Source organism: Arthrobacter burdickii (genome assembly GCF_030433645.1).
Taxonomy (GTDB): domain Bacteria; phylum Actinomycetota; class Actinomycetes; order Actinomycetales; family Micrococcaceae; genus Arthrobacter_D; species Arthrobacter_D burdickii.
The window spans coordinates 469,476-485,792 of the sequence record NZ_JAROCG010000002.1 but is presented as its reverse complement, the minus strand read 5'-3'; the positions used below and the strand labels follow the sequence as shown (position 1 = coordinate 485,792).

Here is a 16,317-nt window from a genome sequence, read left to right as displayed (position 1 = left end):
CGACCCTCGCGCCCCGCTGCTGGAACAAATCCGATGAGCTAATTACACGTGTGTAAGTCCGACCCGTCAAGCGGGGAGGGAATCTTATAGACTCGGAAGCAGACATTCACGGGCGCCACGCCGATTTGACTACCTGTTCGACTACCTGCTTTTGGCGGCGAATCCAAGTAGTCTCGTCACCCAAAACGGAAGGGCCATCATGCCACAGACACCTGCAGGGATCCTGGCCAGGCTGAGGTCCGTGAATCCCTCCTCGCCCCGCCTCGTCTGGCACGGCCGGGACGGCCGGATCGAGCTCTCGGGGCGCGTGTTCGACAACTGGGTGGCCAAGAGTTCGAACCTCCTCGTGGACGAACTCGACGCGGCCGATGGCACCCTCGTCGAGTTCGACCTCCCCGTGCACTGGAAGTCCGTGGCGCTCGCTTTTGCATGCTGGCAGGTCGGCGCCGTCACCGTTCTGCAGGACGGAGTCCTCCCCGACCCTGCTTCCCCGGCTTCCCCCGGTCACTTGCAGGGGCCCGACATCGTGCTGTCATCGCGCGAGGGTGCCGACGTCGCTCCACCCCGCCTGCTCGTCTGCGTGGCTCTCGGGTCCCTCGCGCTCCGGTGGGATGGTCCGCTGCCCCGCGGTGCAGTGGACTTCGCGGCGGAGGTCCGCTCCCACGGCGACGTCTACCTCGGAGAGCCCGCCCACGCCGACGACGCACCGCTCGTCCACACCGGCGGCCGGTCCCTGGCGGCCGAGGACCTCACGGGCCTCGTGACGCTGCCGTCCGACGGGGACTCCGGTGATGCTCCCACGCTGCTCCTCGAACCGGGAACGGACCTCCTCCGCGCGCTCGCTGCCGCCCTCACCGTGTGGCAGCAGGACGGCACGCTCGTCCTCGTGGAAGAGGGCGTCCCCGTCACCGACCGTCTGCTGGCCGGCGAACGGGTCACGGGCCGGCTGGAGACTGCCTGACCGGCTCGCCCGCCTCGACGGGCTGGTCGGCCGGCTCGCCCGCGGCGACCCGGTGGTCGCCCGACTCCGTGCCGCGCGGGTGGATGATCTCCTGGTCGCGGCTGAACTCGGGCTCGGCGTCGAGCTCGGCGCTGAAGACCCAGAAGCGGTAGGCCACGAAGCGCACCAGGGTGGCGAGCGCGGTGCCGAAGATACCGACAAGGAAGAGGGGACTCGGCTCCGTGACGTCGAAGACGTACTTGGCGACCCAGACGCAGCCGGCGGCGATGCCCATGCCGATGACGTTGATGAAGATGAACATGACGAGCTCGCGGGCGGCGTTGGGCTGCCGCCGGTGCCGGAAGGTCCAGTAGCGGTTCGCCACCCAGGCGAAGATCGTCGCGACGCCGGCGGAGACGAAGCGGGCCTTCACCTCGCTACCGCTCATGGGACCGTGGATCAGGTACCAGTACAGGCCGTTGTCTATGACGAATGCCACTCCGCCGACCGCGCCGAACTTCGCGACTTCGCGCCAGAAGAGGGATGCGAGGCCCCGCATCCGATCCATGAGTCCTGCCACTACAACCTCCACGGTCTGGGTGAGAACGCCGTGAATCCCGGGGTGGAAACCCCGGCGATTGCAGGACTAACCGCGACAGGGGCCAGCAGAGCGAGCCACCCCGGCTGACCTTTGCATGGCGTGTTTCGTCCTATTTTACGGTGTGGGTGCCGCGGCAGGGTTGCCGAACGGACTCCGGCAGCCTGAGAGTCCGCCGGGAATCCGTGGTAGCGGACCGGTGCGGGGCCGCCCGGAGGAGGTGCGGTCCGGGAGCGATGCCGGGAGCGGGCCGCTCGGTGGGTACCCTGTGATGGTGACTTTTCCAGTAATAGGTGTGGTCGGCGGCGGCCAACTCGCGCGCATGATGGCCGGTCCCGCAGTCGAACTCGGGCTCACGCTCCACGTCCTCGCGGAGGGACCCGACGTGTCCGCGGTGGCCGCCGTGGCCCACTCGAGCGTCGGCGACTACCGGGACCCCGAGACCCTGCGGGCGTTCGCCGCCGGGGTCGATGTTGTGACCTTCGACCACGAGCACGTACCGGGCGAGCTCCTCGACGAGCTCGCCCGCGAGGGCGTCGCCATCCATCCCTCGCCGGCTGCGCTCCGCCATGCCCAGGACAAACTGGTGATGCGACGGGCCGTGGAGGAGCTGGGCCTGCCGAATCCCCGGTGGAGGGCCGTCAGCGGCACGTCCGACGTCGAGGCCTTCGCGGCGGAGACGGGATGGCCCGTGGTCCTAAAGACCCCGCGCGGCGGGTACGACGGCAAGGGAGTCCTCGTCCTGCGCGACGCCGAGGGGCTTTCGGCCGCGGAGTCCTGGTTCACGGGCGGAGAACTGCTGGTGGAGCAGTTCGTCCCGTTCAGCCGGGAGCTCTCCGTGCTGGTGGCACGCCGCCCGTCCGGCGAAGCCGTCACCTGGCCGGTCGTCGAGTCGATCCAGGTGAACAGCGTCTGCGACGAGGTGATCGCACCTGCACCGGAACTGCCCGACGACGTGGCCGCTGCCGTCACCGCCGCCGCCCTCCGCCTCGCCGAGAGCCTCGATGTCACCGGCGTCATGGCCGTCGAACTGTTCGAGACGCCCGGCCTCGGTGCCGGGTACCTGGTCAACGAGCTCGCGATGCGTCCCCACAACTCGGGCCACTGGACCATGGACGGCGCCGTGACGGGCCAGTTCGAGCAGCACCTGCGCGCGGTCCTCGACCTGCCGCTGGGAGCGACGGACCCCGTGGGCCGGCACACCGTGATGAAGAACATCCTCGGCGGACCGAACACCGACATCTATGCGGCGTACCAGTCGGCTTTGTCCTCAGGACCATCGGCTAAAGTGCACTTCTACGGCAAGGACGTGCGTCCCGGCCGCAAGATCGGACACGTCAATGCGCTGGCGGCCCCGGAGGAACCGCTCGAGGCCGTCCGCGCCAGGGCCACGAGGGTTGCCGCGATACTCCGCGACGGCGCCTGACAACCCGGCCAGGACCGACGGGCCGGGATCACCGGCCCGGATCACCGGCCCGGATCACCGGCCCGGATCACCGGACGAGGATCGCCCGGATTACGCAGGATTACCAAGGATCAACCGGAGGAATGCAGTGACGAACGCTCAGGTAGGCCTTGTGATGGGCTCGGATTCGGACTGGCCGGTCATGGAGGCCGCAGCGGCGGCGCTGGCCGAGTTCTCCATCCCCTATGAGGCCGACGTCGTCTCCGCGCACCGCATGCCCACCGCCATGATCGAGTACGGCCGGACCGCGCACGAGCGGGGCCTGCGCGTCATCATCGCCGGCGCAGGCGGAGCAGCACACCTGCCCGGCATGCTCGCCTCCGTGACTCCGCTTCCCGTGATCGGCGTGCCGGTCCCCCTGCGCTACCTCGACGGCATGGACTCCCTGCTGTCGATCGTGCAGATGCCGGCAGGCGTTCCCGTCGCTACAGTGTCGATCGGCGGGGCCCGCAACGCCGGCCTCCTTGCCGTCCGGATGCTCGCGGCCGGCACGGACGAACAGGCGCAGGTACTGCGCAGGCAGCTCGTCGAGTTCGCTGGCGCGCTCCGGGAGACCGCGGAGAACAAGGGCGCGGCCCTTCGCGACCGCATCGCGGCGTCGACCGCCGAGAATTCATGATGACCGGCACGCGCGTGCAGGACACGGATGGCGGGGGCACGACCGGCCTCACCAATCCCGTGAGGTACCCGGAGGCCGCATCGCCCCCGGTCCGCACCAAGCGCGCCTTCGTCCTCCTCGCTCTGACGCTCGTCCTCCCGGGGTCAGCGCAGGTCGTGGCCGGCGACCGCCGGCTGGGCCGCCGGGCGCTGAGGACCACCTTCACCTGCTGGGCGCTCGTCCTCCTCGGGCTGGTCCTCGCCCTGACCGACCGCAGCCTCGCCGTCGGCGTCGTCACCCACCGCTGGTGGTCCCTCCTGCTGATCGTCGCGCTGCTGGGCATGGCCGCGGGATGGGCCCTCCTGTTCATCAACACCCTGCGCCTCATCAGGATGCCCCTGCTCGACCGCGGCATACGCCCCCTCGTGGCCGGCACCCTGGCCCTGCTCATGGCACTCACCAGCGGATCCCTGACCTACGGTGCCTACGTGCTCGGGGTCGGCCGGTCGACCGTCGGATCGATCTTCCAGACCGGACCGGCATTCGACCCCGTGGACGGACGCTACAACTTCCTGCTCATGGGAGGGGACGCCGGCGAGGACCGCACGGGCCGCCGGCCCGACAGCATCTCGGTCATCAGCGTCGATGCCGAGACGGGCTCGACAGTGACCTTCAGCATCCCGCGCAACTTCCAGAACGCGCAGTTCTCCGACGACTCCCCACTCTGGGAGGCCTACCCCGACGGGTACAACTGCGGAGACCCCTGCATCATCAACAGCCTCTACACCGACGTGACCCAGAACTACGCCGACCTGTACCCGGACGCTGCGGATCCGGGCGCCGAGGCGATGATGGACGCCGCGAGCGGCGTCCTCGGGATCGAGGTCCAGGCCTACCTCCTCGTCGACATGAACGGCTTCGAGCAGCTGGTGGACGCCATGGGCGGCATCAGGATCGACGCAGGCGGCTGGGTCCCGATCACGGCCGGCGAGATCCCCGGTTCGGACCCCATCCGTCACTTTCCGCCCGACGGGTGGATCAAGCCGGGGGTCCAGACACTCGATGGCTACCACGCCCTCTGGTATGCGAGGTCGCGGGAGTTCGTGACCGACTACGACCGCATCTCGCGCCAGCAGTGCGTCCAGCAGGCCATGATCGCCCAGCTCGATCCCGCCACCGTGCTGACGCGGTTCCAGTCCATCGCGGCAGCCGGCACCCAGATCGTCGAGACGGACATCCCCCAGGACCAGCTGGCGAGCTTCGTGGACCTCGGGCTGAAGGCGAAGGGTCAGGAGACCCGTCGCCTGACCATCGGCCCCCCGGACTTCGGCACGCCTGCGGAGAACTTCGTGACCTACCCCGACTTCGACCTCATCCACAGCCGAGTGCAGGAGACCCTGGCGCAGGGTGCTGCAGAACCGGGCGCGGCGGGCCCGCTGCAGCTCGACCGTGCTGCTCTCCTGGAGGAACTGCCGGCGGAGACCACGGACGACGGCATCACCGAGGAATACCTGCAGGAACTCGCCACCATCGGTGACGACGCCACCCTCGGTGAACTGCTGGCGAACAACGGGGAGTGCTCCCCCGCCTGACCCCGCCCGGACTGCAAGCCCGACGACCTCCCAGCCGAAGGATCCGACGATGTACCTCCTGGACAACACCCTCCGCCCCTACGCGTGGGGGTCGGAACGCGCCATCGCCGACCTGCTCGGCCGGGAGCCGTCCGGCGGACCCGAGGCCGAGCTGTGGGTCGGCGCCCACCCCGACTCGCCCTCGCAGGCCGTTCAGCCGGGCGGCGGCCGGCGCAGCCTCGCGGACCTGATCGCCGAGGACCCCGAGGGGCTTCTCGGCGAGGCCACGTCAGCGCGCTTCGACGGCCGCCTCCCCTTCCTCCTGAAGGTCCTCGCCGCAGGCTCGGCCCTGTCCCTCCAGGTGCATCCGAGCCTGGAACAGGCTGCCGCCGGGTACGACGCCGAGGAGGCTGCCGGTGTCCCGCGGGATGCACCGCACCGCAACTACCGGGACCGGAACCACAAGCCCGAGATGATCTACGCGCTCACCCCGTTCGAGGCGCTGTGCGGATTCCGGCCGTTGCCGGAGGCTCTGCGTACCTTCACGGCCCTCGCGTCCGCCGTCGAGCCCGGCTCCTGGACGCATGAACTCCTCGACTCCGTCGCCGCCCAGCTGTCGTCCGGCGCGGACTCGGCGCTGCGGTCGGCGTTCACCCTGCTGCTCGAGGCAGCGCCGGAGGCCGTCGACGCCGTGGTGGCAGCCGCCGCCGGCGCAACGGGCCCGGCCCAGGCCACCAGCGCCGAGGAGGCGGACGCCGTGGCCGCCGATCTCGCGACCGTCGCCGAGCTGTCCGCGCAGTACCCGGGCGACCCGGGGGTGCTCGTCGCGCTGCTGCTCAACCGCGTCTCGCTCCGGCCCGGGGAAGCCCTCTACCTGCCCGCCGGGAACATCCACGCCTACCTCCAGGGCCTGGGGATCGAGGTCATGGCGTCGTCGGACAACGTGCTGCGTGGCGGCCTGACGCCGAAGCACGTCGACACGGCCGAGTTGCTCTCCACCGTGGTCTTCGAGCCCATCGCTCCGCCCGCGCTCGCGCCCGAGTACACGCTCCTCGACCAGGAGCTGTACCGCCCGCCGTTCGAGGAGTTCCAGCTCCAGCGGATCGTCCTGGGCGACCCTGCGGCGGGACCGCAGGGCGAACCGGCGGACGGCGCGGACAACGGCCACGAGGACAGCCCGCTGCCGGCGGGCGAGAGCCTCACGCCGGCGCACGTCCCCGTGCTGCAGAACGGTCCCGTGCTGGTCCTGGCGGTCAGCGGGCCGATCCTGCTCGACACCCCCAACTCGACCCTCGAGGTTCCCCGCGGAGGCAGCGCCTTCGTCGCTGCCTCGGAGGCGCCGCTCGTCGTGCGTCCGGCCGTGGACGAGCACGGCGCGACGGACGGCCCCGTGCTGGCCTTCGCCGTCACGACCGGCGGCGGGGCACCGGCGCTCTAGGGGCGGCTCGCCCGCGCCTGCCGCACCGCGCCGAGGACCCGTCCGGCCTGCCTGCGCGCCACCTGCATGCTGCGCTTCGCGAGCGGCAGGGCCCGGCTGAACAGCGGGTAGAACGGCGAGAGCGGCAGGTCCCAGGTGCCTGCGAGCTGGTCCTCGTGCTTCGCCCAGCCCATCTTGAAGCGGGAGACGCCGTCGTTGAGCAGTCCGTTGAAGTCGTAGCGCACCACGCCGCGCGCCTTCATCTCGGAGATCGCGAACCACTTGAGGGCGTAGTTCGCACGGAGGCGCTCGCCCTCGTCCGTCATGCCTCCGTAGAGCTCGAAGGACGTGGTGTCCGTCGTCGACAGCCACAGGAAGGCGACGACGTCGTCCCCGGAGAACGCCGCATACACCGGCGAGGCGTCACCGAGGTTGTCGAAGATGTCGAAGTAGTAGGAGTCCTCGTGGATGCCGAACCCGGCACGCTCCGCCGTCAGCCGGTAGACGTCGAGGCACGCGCCGATCTCGCTCCGGACGACCCGCCGGATCTCGAGGCCCTCCCGCCCGGACTTCCGGATGTACTGGCGGTGCTTCTTGGTCATGTCGGCCAGCAGATCGTCCTCCGACCGGCTCAGGTCCAGGATGAGCGTCCGTCCGATGAGGATGGTGTTCGTGCTCGCCTGCCATCCGGCGGCGGGCAGCGCACGGACGGCGTCGCTTGCGGCGTCCCAGTCCGGTTCGATGGACAGTGCGACCGAGCGGTGGGCGGCGCGGACGTAGCCCGCGACGGCCTCGAGGACCTCGATCTCGCGTCCCGGGGCAGTCTGGGGACCACGGGGGATGTAGGCCAGGTTCCGCAGCGGAAGCGGCAGGGGCCTGCAGACGATCTGCGCCGCGCCGACGACCACGCCGTCCTCGGCGACGATCACGCGGTCGGCGCTCCACCCGTGCGCCGCCTTCGTCTCGCCCCATCCCCACAGTTGCTGGGGATGGCCTCCCAGCTGGTTGACGGTGGTGTCCCACAGGGCACGGTCGAAGCAGGGCGATACGGAAAGGGTCATTCGACCAGCCTATAGGGGCGCACCGCCTGTCCGTGCCCGGCCGGTGCGCCGCACTCCCCCGGTGTGCTCCTACTCCTTGATTACTCCTTGATGCGGGCGTAGGTCTCCCACTTGTGGGCCTGGTGCTCGCCGTCGACGACCCGGATGGTGCCGGACTTGGAGCGCATGACCATGGACTGGGTGAGGACCTTGTCCTTGCTGTAGCGCACCCCGCGCAGCAGGTCGCCGTCGGTGATGCCGGTCGCCGCGAAGTAGCAGTTGTCGCTCGTGACGAGGTCGTTGGTCGACAGCACACGGTCCAGGTCGTGGCCGGCGTCGAGGGCCTTCTGCTTCTCCTCGTCGCTCGTGGGCCAGAGCCTGCCCTGGATGACGCCGCCCAGGGACTTGATGGCGCAGGCTGCGACGATGCCCTCGGGCGTGCCGCCGATGCCCATGAGGGCGTCGACGTCGGTGCCCTCACGGGCTGCCGCGATCGCTCCGGCGACGTCGCCGTCCATGATGAACTTCGTGCGCGCGCCGGCCGCGCGGATCTCCTCCACGAGCGGCTTGTGCCGGTCGCGGTCCAGGATCATGACGTTGAGCTGGCTGACCTTCTTGCTGTTGGCCTTCGCGATGAGGTGCAGGTTCTGCTTCACCGGCAGGCGCAGGTCCACCATGTCGGCGGCCTCGGGGCCGGTGACGAGCTTCTCCATGTAGAACACCGCGGACGGGTCGAACATCGAACCGCGCTCGGCGACCGCGAGGACGGCGAGGGCGTTGTTGATGCCCAGGGCGGTCAGGCGGGTCCCGTCGATCGGGTCGACGGCGACGTCGCACTCGGGTCCGCTGCCATCTCCCACACGCTCACCGTTGAACAGCATCGGCGCCTCGTCCTTCTCGCCCTCACCGATCACCACGACACCGTTGAAGTGCACGGTCTGCAGGAGCGAGCGCATGGCGTCCACGGCGGCGCCGTCGGCCAGGTTCTTGTCGCCGAAGCCGACCCAGTGGCCGCCGGCGATGGCCGCGGCCTCCGTGACGCGGACGAGTTCCAGCGCGAGGTTCCGGTCCGGCTCGTCATCCCCGACGGCCAGAGCCGGTGACAGTGTCGAGTACTGGGCATTCTTAGCGTTCTGGGACACGTCTATCCTCATCGTCGAAGGTGTTCAGGCACTGCGCGGGCGTGCCTGTCCGTGCTGTCATCATAAGCGGGCTGGGCGCCGGCGTCCCTGTGATGCTGCATACGTGCCCGCCGATGAAGCCCCTTCCGGTTAGGTGGCGCGGCCGGCATCAGCGAAAATGGAGGGGTGAGCAATTCAGGCGAAGAGCGGGCGACCCCGGGAACCGAGGCAGGCTCCGGCGTGCAGCATGCGGGCGGACGAGCCGTCGAACGGCCGGCCGGAAGCCCCCGTCCCGACGCCGACCGGGACGACGACCTGGACGACGACGCGCCTCCCATCACGCTCACGGCGAGCCAGGCGAAGCGTGCCAGCTCGACGGCCCGCGGGATGCTAATCGCCACCGGGGCGACCATCGCCGTCGTCCTGCCCGTCTACTTCCTGAACCCCACCTACACCGCCGAGACGTACAAGCGCGACATCGATGTCGAGACCGTGGCACGCCAGGCCGCGGGCGACGCCGGCTACCTTCCGGCGTCACCGGGCCTTCCCGAGGGCTGGTCCTCCAACTTCGCCCGCTGGGTCACCGGCCGCAGCGACAGCGTGGATTTCTGGGAGGTCGGGTTCCTCACCTCGGACAGCGGCTTCATCCAGCTCACGCAGACTGACGACGCCAATCCCACCTGGGTGGCCCAGCGGATCGGCGATGCGCAGGTGTCCGGCACACGGACCATCGGCGGCCTGGAGTGGGAACTCCTGGACGCGCCGAACGGTGACACGGTGCTGACGTCCGACGTCGACGGCGCGACCGTGATCCTGAACGGGGAGGCCTCCCTCACCGAGTTCGACACCATGGGCGCAGCCGTCATCGAGGACGTACGGCAGAATGCCGCCGACGAGGCCGAGCGCCTGTCATCTTCCGACACGGACGGATGAGGACGGCCGGGCCCAGTACAGTGGTCGGCGTGACACAGCAACTGACTCCAGCCGCGGCATGGCGCCGGCTCCAGGAGGGCAACGCCCGGTTCGTCGCCTCCGACGTCTCACATCCCAACCAGGATGCATCCCGCCGGACCGCGCTCGTGAACAACCAGAACCCGTTCGCCGTCATCTTCGGCTGCTCGGATTCGCGCCTGGCGGCGGAGATCATCTTCGATCTCGGCCTCGGCGACGTCTTCGTGGTGCGGACGGCCGGCCAGGTGATCGACGACGCCGTCCTCGGCTCGCTCGAGTACAGCGTCAGCGTCCTGGGCGTGCCGCTGATCGTGATCCTCGGACACGACAGCTGCGGGGCGGTCACCGCGACCGTCAACGCCGTCGAGACCGGGGAGATGCCCGTCGGGTTCATCCGTGACCTGGTGGAGCGCATCACGCCGTCGGTCCTCACCGCGCGCAGGGCCGGCATCACCGACATCAACACCACCGTCATCGAGCACACGAAGCAGACCTCGGGGCGGCTCGTCGACAGCTCGCGGGTGATCGCGGAGGCCGTGGAGAACGGTTCCGTCGCCGTCATCGGCGTCTCCTACCGCCTGGACGAGGGCAAGGCCGTGCTCGTGTCAGGATTTGGCGCACTGTAGCGCCAGCGGTGAGAATTGCCGCATGACTCCAACGCCTGCAGCCAGCCCTGAATCCAGCTCCACGACCGGCGCGACGCCCGGCACGGAGGATGCGGAGTACCGCATCGAACACGACACCATGGGCGAGGTGCGCGTCCCGGTCAACGCCCTGTACCGGGCCCAGACGCAGCGTGCCGTCGAGAACTTCCCGATCTCCGGCACCACCCTCGAGCGCGCGCACATCGAGGCGCTCGCCCGCATCAAGAAGGCCGCCGCCACGGCCAACGCCGAACTCGGCGTGCTCGACGAAGAGCGTGCGCGGGCCATCGAGGCGGCAGCCGAGGACGTCGCCTCCGGCCGGTACGACGGCGACTTCCCCGTGGACATCTACCAGACCGGCTCGGGGACGTCCTCGAACATGAACGCCAACGAGGTCATCGCGACCCTCGCCAGCCGGGCGCTCGAAGCCGCCGGCAGCTCGACCTCGGTCCACCCCAACGACCACGTCAATGCGTCGCAGTCGTCCAACGACGTCTTCCCGACGTCCGTCCACGTGGCGGCGACGTCCGCACTCGTCAAGGACCTCATCCCGGCCCTGGCACACCTCGCGGAGGCCTTGGAGCGCAAGGCGGAGGAATTCAGCACCGTGGTGAAGTCCGGCCGCACGCACCTCATGGACGCCACACCGGTCACACTCGGCCAGGAGTTCGGCGGCTACGCGGCGCAGGTCCGCTACGGCATCGAGCGCATCGAGGCGTCGCTGCCCCGCGTCGCGGAGGTCCCCCTGGGCGGCACGGCCGTCGGCACCGGCATCAACACTCCGGCCGGCTTCTCGGCACGCGTCATCGAGCTCCTCGCCGAGGACACCGGGCTCCCCCTCACCGAGGCACGCGACCACTTCGAGGCCCAGGCCAACCGCGACGCCCTCGTCGAGGTCTCGGGCATGCTGCGCACCATCGCCGTCTCCCTCACCAAGATCCACAACGACCTCCGCTGGCTCGGGTCCGGCCCCAACACCGGCCTGGGCGAGATCGCACTCCCCGACCTGCAGCCCGGCTCGTCGATCATGCCCGGCAAGGTCAACCCGGTCATCGCCGAAGCCGTCCTCATGGTCTGCGCCCAGGTGGTCGGCAACGACGCCACGGTGGCCTGGTCGGGGACGAACGGCGCCTTCGAGCTGAACGTCGGCATCCCCGTGATCGCCCGCAACGTGCTCGAGTCCATCCGCCTGCTCAGCAACTCGACGCGGGTCTCGGCCGACCGCATGATCGACGGGATCACCGCCAACGTCGAGCGTGCGCGCTTCCTGGCGGAGGCCTCCCCCTCGATCGTGACGCCGCTGAACAAGTACATCGGCTACGAGAACGCGGCCAAGATCGCGAAGAAGGCCGTCGCCGAGGGCCTCACCGTCCGCGAAGCCGTCGTCGCGCTCGGCTTCGTGGAGCGCGGTGAACTCACCGAGGAGCAGCTGGCCTCCGCCCTCGACGTCCTGTCGATGACGCGGCCGCCGCAGGCCTGACCGCAGCGGACACCGGTTCGGGGAGGGCGCACCACGGGGTGCGCCCTCCTTTTTCCGCCCCGTGGCAGGGAATTTGCACTATCGGACGTTCGGTGCAAATATGTACTCCGTGACGATAAGTGCAACAAAAGGTGAGCTCGGGCTGCGGGAGCGCAAGCGCCGACAGACCAGGGCCTCCCTCGTCTCCACCGCCCGGCGGCTGACGCTCGACCACGGTCTCAGCGGATTCACGGTCGAGCAGCTGTGCGACGAGGTCGGCATCTCCCGCCGGACGTTCTTCAACTACTTCCCCTCCAAGGAGGACGCCGTCCTCGGCTCCTCCGACGAGGGACTTCCGGAGCAACTGCTCTCCGACTTCGTCGCATCAGGCCGGGGAGACTCGCCCCGCCCCCTCCTCGACGCGCTCGCCACCCTGTTCGCCGAGTTCGGCAACAGGATCGGCATCTCCCGTGAGGAGTACGAGACGATGTCCGCCGTCCTCCACCGGGAGCCGCAGCTCCTGGCCCGGATGTTCGCGAAGGCCGAGTCGAAGTCCCAGCTCCTGACCGACCTCATCACCACGCGGGAAGGCCTGCCCCCGGGGCACCCCACCGCCCGGGTCGCCGTCCACGTCTTCGGAGAGCTCTTCCGCCGGTCACTGGACGAGTTCTTCGCCGAGGGCAACGACCTGAGCTACGCAGAGGTCTTCCGCCGCAACCTGGATGCCCTGCACTCCCTCTTCACCTCCTCCGCTCCCCAGGTCCTCTCCGACCGACCCTCCCAGAACCAGGAACCAGCATGAGCACAAAGACGGCGCCGGACGGCCCGCTCCTCCTGACCCAGAGGCGCATCTGGATCATCTTCTCGGCGCTCATCGCCGGGATGCTGCTCTCCAGCCTCGACCAGACGATCGTCTCCACGGCGATGCCCACCATCGTGGGCCAGCTCGGCGGCGTCGAGCACCAGACCTGGATCACGACGGCGTACCTGCTCGCCACGACGATCGTGATGCCGATCTACGGCAAGTTCGGCGACGTCCTCGGACGCCGGAACCTGTTCCTCTTCGCGATCGCGCTCTTCACGGTCGCCTCCATCGGGTGCGCCTTCGCCACCGACTTCTGGGCCTTCGTGGTCTTCCGCGCCATCCAGGGCCTGGGCGGCGGCGGCCTGATGATCCTGTCCCAGGCGATCATCGCCGACATCGTGCCGGCCAACGAGCGCGGCAAGTACATGGGCCCCCTCGGCGGCATCTTCGGCCTCAGCGCCGTCGCCGGCCCCCTCCTCGGCGGCTACTTCGTGGACCACCTGACCTGGAACTGGGCCTTCTACATCAATATCCCCGTCGGCATCGCGGCCTTCACGATCGCGTGGTTCACGCTGCGGCTCCCCTCCAAGAAGGCCACCCGGCGCATCGACATCCCCGGCGTCGTGCTGCTGTCCATCGCCACGACCTGCCTGATCTTCTTCACGGACTTCGGTGGCGACGCGGCCGAGGGCTGGACCTCGCCGCTCACCTGGACCTTCGGCGCGGGCATGGTCCTCGCCGGCATCGCCTTCGTCCTGGTGGAGCGCCGCGCGGAGGATCCCATCATTCCGCTCGAACTCTTCCGCAACCGGACCTTCGTCACCAGCACCGGCATTGGCCTCACGCTGGGCCTCGGCATGTTCGCCGCACTGGCCTTCATGCCCACCTTCCTGCAGATGGCGTCGGGCACCTCGGCCGCGGTGTCCGGCCTGCTCCTCGTCCCGATGATCGTGGGCCTCATGGGCACCTCGATCTTCTCCGGCATCGCCATCTCGCGCACCGGCCGGTACCGCAAGTACCCGATCATCGGCGTCTCGCTGACGCTCGCGACACTGCTCTGGATGTCCACCCTGGCCGCGACCACACCCATCTGGGTCATCTGCACCATGCTCTTCTTCTTCGGCGCGGGCCTCGGACTCATCATGCAGGTCATCGTGCTCGTGGTGCAGAACTCGGTGGCCCCGACCATGGTGGGCGTCGCGACCAGCACCAACAACTACTTCCGCGAGGTGGGCGCGTCCCTCGGCGTCGCCGTCTTCGGTGCCATCTTCACGAGCCGCCTCTCGGAGCGGCTGAACGCGACGTTCGCCTCCTTCGGCGCCAGCCCGGAAGCGGCAGGGCAGGCGACGTCCAGGCTCGATCCGGCCGCCCTGAACGCCCTGCCGGACCAGGTGCGCGACGCCGTCGTGAGCGACTATGCCGAGTCGCTCGCACCGGTCTTCCTGTACCTGGTGCCGTTCCTCGTTCTCGCCCTGATCCTCGCGCTCCTGCTGCGGGAGATCCCGCTGTCCGATACGGCCGGGATGGTGGCGCGCGGCGAGGCGATCGGCGGCGAGGAAGCGGTCCGGCTGGAGCGCGAGCGCCTCGCGGCGTCGGCCGGCGGAGGAGCCGGCGGAGGACAGGGCGACCAGGCCGATGCCTCCTCCCTGCAGGGAGAACCAGCGGGCTCCCGCACCACGTCCGGAAGCGGGACCGCGGGACGTTCCGACGCCTGAGCCGCAGCCCGCGGTTCCCTGGTCCGTAGCGGAGAAGTTCCGGCCCGGCAGTCCTCCGACTGCCGGGCCGGCCGCATTCTGGGAACGTTCCGGGGGCGTTCCGGGAGCGTTTAGGAAGAGGGCGCGGCGGTCAGCTGACGAAGCGGGTGACGCCGTCGAAGCCGCCCGCGCCCTGCACCAGCCGGAGGTGCCGCGCGTTGAGCTCCGGGAGGTCGTCCAGCGGGAACCAGCGGACGTCGAGGGACTCGTCGTCGTTCACGCGAGCAGTCCCGCTGATCCAGCGGCACCGGAAGTCGAGGGTGAGGAAGGTGCACACGTCGCCGTTCGGATAGGTGATCGGGCCCACGACCGACGTGTCGAGCAGATACTCGACCTCGACGATGACGCCGGTCTCCTCCAGGATCTCCCGCCGCAGCGCCTCGGCGGGTTCCTCACCGGGATCGACCATTCCCGTGATGATGGTCCATCGGCCGTTGTCCGAGCGCTGCCCGAGGAGCACCTGCCCCTCGTCGTTGAACACCACGCCCCCGACGCCGGGGAGCCAGAGCGGATCGTGGCCGATCTTGCGGCGCAGGGCGACGACGAACTCCGGGGTGGGCATGGTTTTCACCCTAGTACAGCAAGGGCCAGTGCGGTTCCGGCGATGAGGAAGGGCCCGAATGCGACCGAGGAGCGGAGTGTTGCCCGGCGTGCGGTGACGAGCGCCAGACTCCAGAGACCACCCAGCACGACGGCGAGGAAAGGCCCCCACCACACCTCCGGCCAGCCGGCGAAGCCGAGGTAGAGGCCGAGCAGTCCGGCGAGCTTGACGTCGCCGAAGCCCAGTCCACGCCGGTGCAGCAGGTGCAGTCCCGCGAAGCCCGCCCCCAGGAGTGCACCCCCGGCGAGCATCCCTCCGATGCGGTACCACTCCCCTGCGGCACCGGCCGCGGCGCCGAGTAGGAGGATGGCGGCGGGGTAGGACGGGAGGACGATGCGGTCGGGCAGCCGGTGCGTCCGCCAGTCGACCAGGCCCAACCGCACGCCGACCACGACGAAAGCGGCGAGCGCGACGGCGAGGAGGACGAAGGCGAAGGGCTCTTCGCCCCGGTACCCGGCGAGGACGGGGATCACGCGGCCCACGGTACGCGACGGCCCTGATGCCGCGACAGGGGTCCGGTTACACTGTGGAAATGGCGGCCCAGAACAGTTCCGGTACCAGTTCCGAGGAGACCTTCCGCTCCCTCTGCCGCTCCTCCCCCTGGCGCTGGGAGACCCTGCGGTTCACCATCACCTGGCGTGCGCCGTCGAGCCAGGGCATCGATACGCCGCCACCCCTCAAGGCATGGCTGCGCAGGCCCGCGGCGCTGCGCGTGGAGGCGGCGGACGGCTCGCTGCTCCACTCGACGACGGGCACCGAGACCTCCCGCGACACGCTGTACGTGAGCGCGACGCGGAAGTCGTGGCTCCTTCCTCCGCGGCTCGTGACCCCCGTGTACGACCACGCCGGCCTCGTCCGGCGGCGCCCCGAGGCGGCCTACGGCGAGGCCGCCTTCGGCGACCCGCGCTGGTCCTCGATGCTCGACCCCGTGGAACTCGCCGGCAATGCGCCGGTCGCCATGGTGTTCCCCGGCGCGAACCGCGTCGAGGTGGAGGACCTCGCCGAGGAGGCGTTCGCGGGCAGGCCCGTCCTCGCCGCCACCGTCCGGCCCAACGCGTCCTATCAACCCACAGCGCCGGGCCGGCCGCTCGTGGGTGAGGGACGGACCCGCGTGGTCATCGACACCGGCACCGCGGTGTGCGTGTCGACGACGGCCCTCGACGGCCCCGCACAGGGTGCCGGGCACGACCTCCACATCCTCGGCGTGGACGAGTACCTCACCGATGACTACTTCCGGGCTGCTCCTCCGGAGCTGAGCGACGTCAGCAGGCACGTGCCCTGGGTCGTCGGCTGACCCTTCCCGTGCTTCCCACCCAGGACCACCGGAACAGCCGGGGGCCCCGCCGGAGCGGG

16 protein-coding genes are annotated in these 16,317 nt (G+C 69.7%); 11 read left to right on the top strand and 5 right to left on the bottom strand.

The annotated features are described in order from the left end of the window. Nucleotides 1-199: 199 nt before the first annotated feature. On the top strand, nucleotides 200-961 hold the full coding sequence (locus P5G52_RS16835) for a TIGR03089 family protein (RefSeq protein ID WP_301229669.1): 762 nt from the start codon (nucleotides 200-202) through the stop codon (nucleotides 959-961). Here P5G52_RS16835 and P5G52_RS16830 read toward each other — a convergent pair. Then, nucleotides 936-1,499 carry a GtrA family protein gene (locus P5G52_RS16830; protein WP_301230190.1) on the bottom strand — a complete coding sequence of 188 codons (564 nt, stop codon included), beginning with the start codon at nucleotides 1,497-1,499 and terminating at the stop codon, nucleotides 936-938. The genes P5G52_RS16835 and P5G52_RS16830 overlap by 26 nt on opposite strands. Nucleotides 1,500-1,809: 310 nt before the next feature. Between P5G52_RS16830 and P5G52_RS16825 the strand changes: the two genes are divergently transcribed. The 4 genes from P5G52_RS16825 to manA all read left to right on the top strand — a co-directional run bounded on the left by P5G52_RS16825 (nucleotide 1,810) and on the right by manA (nucleotide 6,610). Continuing rightward, nucleotides 1,810-2,964 (top strand): 5-(carboxyamino)imidazole ribonucleotide synthase, encoded by a 1,155-nt coding sequence (locus tag P5G52_RS16825; RefSeq protein WP_301229666.1) that lies wholly within the window; start codon nucleotides 1,810-1,812, stop codon nucleotides 2,962-2,964. Nucleotides 2,965-3,118: 154 nt separating this feature from the next. Beyond that, on the top strand, nucleotides 3,119-3,622 hold the full coding sequence (gene purE / locus P5G52_RS16820) for a 5-(carboxyamino)imidazole ribonucleotide mutase (RefSeq protein ID WP_435868724.1): 504 nt from the start codon (nucleotides 3,119-3,121) through the stop codon (nucleotides 3,620-3,622). After that, nucleotides 3,622-5,193 carry an LCP family protein gene (locus tag P5G52_RS16815; protein WP_301229662.1) on the top strand — a complete coding sequence of 524 codons (1,572 nt, stop codon included), beginning with the start codon at nucleotides 3,622-3,624 and terminating at the stop codon, nucleotides 5,191-5,193. Before purE ends, P5G52_RS16815 begins: the two co-directional genes overlap by 1 nt. 49 nt (nucleotides 5,194-5,242) lie before the next feature. Next, the gene (manA, locus tag P5G52_RS16810; RefSeq protein ID WP_301229660.1) at nucleotides 5,243-6,610 is read left to right on the top strand and encodes a mannose-6-phosphate isomerase, class I; all 1,368 of its coding nucleotides are present in this window, start codon (nucleotides 5,243-5,245) and stop codon (nucleotides 6,608-6,610) included. On the opposite strand, the gene P5G52_RS16805 is transcribed toward manA, so the two are convergent. Both P5G52_RS16805 and glpX read right to left on the bottom strand, forming a co-directional pair. After that, nucleotides 6,607-7,650, bottom strand: coding sequence for a lipid II:glycine glycyltransferase FemX (locus P5G52_RS16805; RefSeq protein ID WP_301229658.1), 1,044 nt, complete (start codon nucleotides 7,648-7,650; stop codon nucleotides 6,607-6,609). The two genes, manA and P5G52_RS16805, sit on opposite strands and share 4 nt — an antisense overlap. Nucleotides 7,651-7,730: 80 nt before the next feature. Then, nucleotides 7,731-8,783: a class II fructose-bisphosphatase gene (gene glpX, locus P5G52_RS16800; protein WP_301229656.1), complete on the bottom strand. Its 1,053-nt coding sequence runs from the start codon at nucleotides 8,781-8,783 to the stop codon at nucleotides 7,731-7,733. Between the two features lie 153 nt (nucleotides 8,784-8,936). On the opposite strand from glpX, the gene P5G52_RS16795 reads away from it, so the two are divergent. The 5 genes from P5G52_RS16795 (at nucleotide 8,937) to P5G52_RS16775 (ending at nucleotide 14,324) form a co-directional block, all read left to right on the top strand. Beyond that, entirely contained in the window at nucleotides 8,937-9,683 is a 747-nt protein-coding gene (locus P5G52_RS16795) for a DUF4245 domain-containing protein (protein ID WP_301229654.1), read from the top strand. 29 nt (nucleotides 9,684-9,712) lie between these two features. Next, nucleotides 9,713-10,327 carry a carbonic anhydrase gene (locus tag P5G52_RS16790; protein WP_301229652.1) on the top strand — a complete coding sequence of 205 codons (615 nt, stop codon included), beginning with the start codon at nucleotides 9,713-9,715 and terminating at the stop codon, nucleotides 10,325-10,327. Between the two features lie 22 nt (nucleotides 10,328-10,349). After that, nucleotides 10,350-11,825, top strand: a complete 1,476-nt coding sequence (locus P5G52_RS16785) for a class II fumarate hydratase (protein ID WP_301229650.1) — start codon at nucleotides 10,350-10,352, stop codon at nucleotides 11,823-11,825. A gap of 109 nt (nucleotides 11,826-11,934) precedes the next feature. Next, complete coding sequence (locus P5G52_RS16780) at nucleotides 11,935-12,606, top strand: TetR/AcrR family transcriptional regulator (protein WP_435868715.1); 672 nt, start codon at nucleotides 11,935-11,937, stop codon at nucleotides 12,604-12,606. Further along, nucleotides 12,603-14,324, top strand: coding sequence for an MDR family MFS transporter (locus P5G52_RS16775; RefSeq protein WP_301229646.1), 1,722 nt, complete (start codon nucleotides 12,603-12,605; stop codon nucleotides 14,322-14,324). The genes P5G52_RS16780 and P5G52_RS16775 overlap by 4 nt, the downstream gene beginning before the upstream one ends. A gap of 130 nt (nucleotides 14,325-14,454) precedes the next feature. On the opposite strand, the gene P5G52_RS16770 is transcribed toward P5G52_RS16775, so the two are convergent. Further along, nucleotides 14,455-14,925, bottom strand: coding sequence for an NUDIX hydrolase (locus P5G52_RS16770; RefSeq protein WP_301229644.1), 471 nt, complete (start codon nucleotides 14,923-14,925; stop codon nucleotides 14,455-14,457). 5 nt (nucleotides 14,926-14,930) lie between these two features. Next, nucleotides 14,931-15,437, bottom strand: coding sequence for a prepilin peptidase (locus P5G52_RS16765; RefSeq protein ID WP_301229642.1), 507 nt, complete (start codon nucleotides 15,435-15,437; stop codon nucleotides 14,931-14,933). 59 nt (nucleotides 15,438-15,496) lie between these two features. Between P5G52_RS16765 and P5G52_RS16760 the strand changes: the two genes are divergently transcribed. Beyond that, nucleotides 15,497-16,258, top strand: coding sequence for a hypothetical protein (locus P5G52_RS16760; RefSeq protein ID WP_301229640.1), 762 nt, complete (start codon nucleotides 15,497-15,499; stop codon nucleotides 16,256-16,258). The last annotated feature ends 59 nt before the right edge of the window (nucleotides 16,259-16,317 follow it).

What these genes read in the sequence shown, in the direction of transcription:
- P5G52_RS16835 (WP_301229669.1), top strand. Translation starts at nt 200, where the DNA reads ATGCCACAGACACCTGCAGGGATCCTGGCCAGGCTGAGGTCCGTGAAT.
- P5G52_RS16830 (WP_301230190.1), bottom strand. Translation starts at nt 1,499, where the DNA reads ATGCGGGGCCTCGCATCCCTCTTCTGGCGCGAAGTCGCGAAGTTCGGC.
- P5G52_RS16825 (WP_301229666.1), top strand. Translation starts at nt 1,810, where the DNA reads ATGGTGACTTTTCCAGTAATAGGTGTGGTCGGCGGCGGCCAACTCGCG.
- purE (WP_435868724.1), top strand. Translation starts at nt 3,119, where the DNA reads ATGGGCTCGGATTCGGACTGGCCGGTCATGGAGGCCGCAGCGGCGGCG.
- P5G52_RS16815 (WP_301229662.1), top strand. Translation starts at nt 3,622, where the DNA reads ATGACCGGCACGCGCGTGCAGGACACGGATGGCGGGGGCACGACCGGC.
- manA (WP_301229660.1), top strand. Translation starts at nt 5,243, where the DNA reads ATGTACCTCCTGGACAACACCCTCCGCCCCTACGCGTGGGGGTCGGAA.
- P5G52_RS16805 (WP_301229658.1), bottom strand. Translation starts at nt 7,650, where the DNA reads ATGACCCTTTCCGTATCGCCCTGCTTCGACCGTGCCCTGTGGGACACC.
- glpX (WP_301229656.1), bottom strand. Translation starts at nt 8,783, where the DNA reads ATGAGGATAGACGTGTCCCAGAACGCTAAGAATGCCCAGTACTCGACA.
- P5G52_RS16785 (WP_301229650.1), top strand. Translation starts at nt 10,350, where the DNA reads ATGACTCCAACGCCTGCAGCCAGCCCTGAATCCAGCTCCACGACCGGC.
- P5G52_RS16775 (WP_301229646.1), top strand. Translation starts at nt 12,603, where the DNA reads ATGAGCACAAAGACGGCGCCGGACGGCCCGCTCCTCCTGACCCAGAGG.
- P5G52_RS16770 (WP_301229644.1), bottom strand. Translation starts at nt 14,925, where the DNA reads ATGCCCACCCCGGAGTTCGTCGTCGCCCTGCGCCGCAAGATCGGCCAC.
- P5G52_RS16760 (WP_301229640.1), top strand. Translation starts at nt 15,497, where the DNA reads ATGGCGGCCCAGAACAGTTCCGGTACCAGTTCCGAGGAGACCTTCCGC.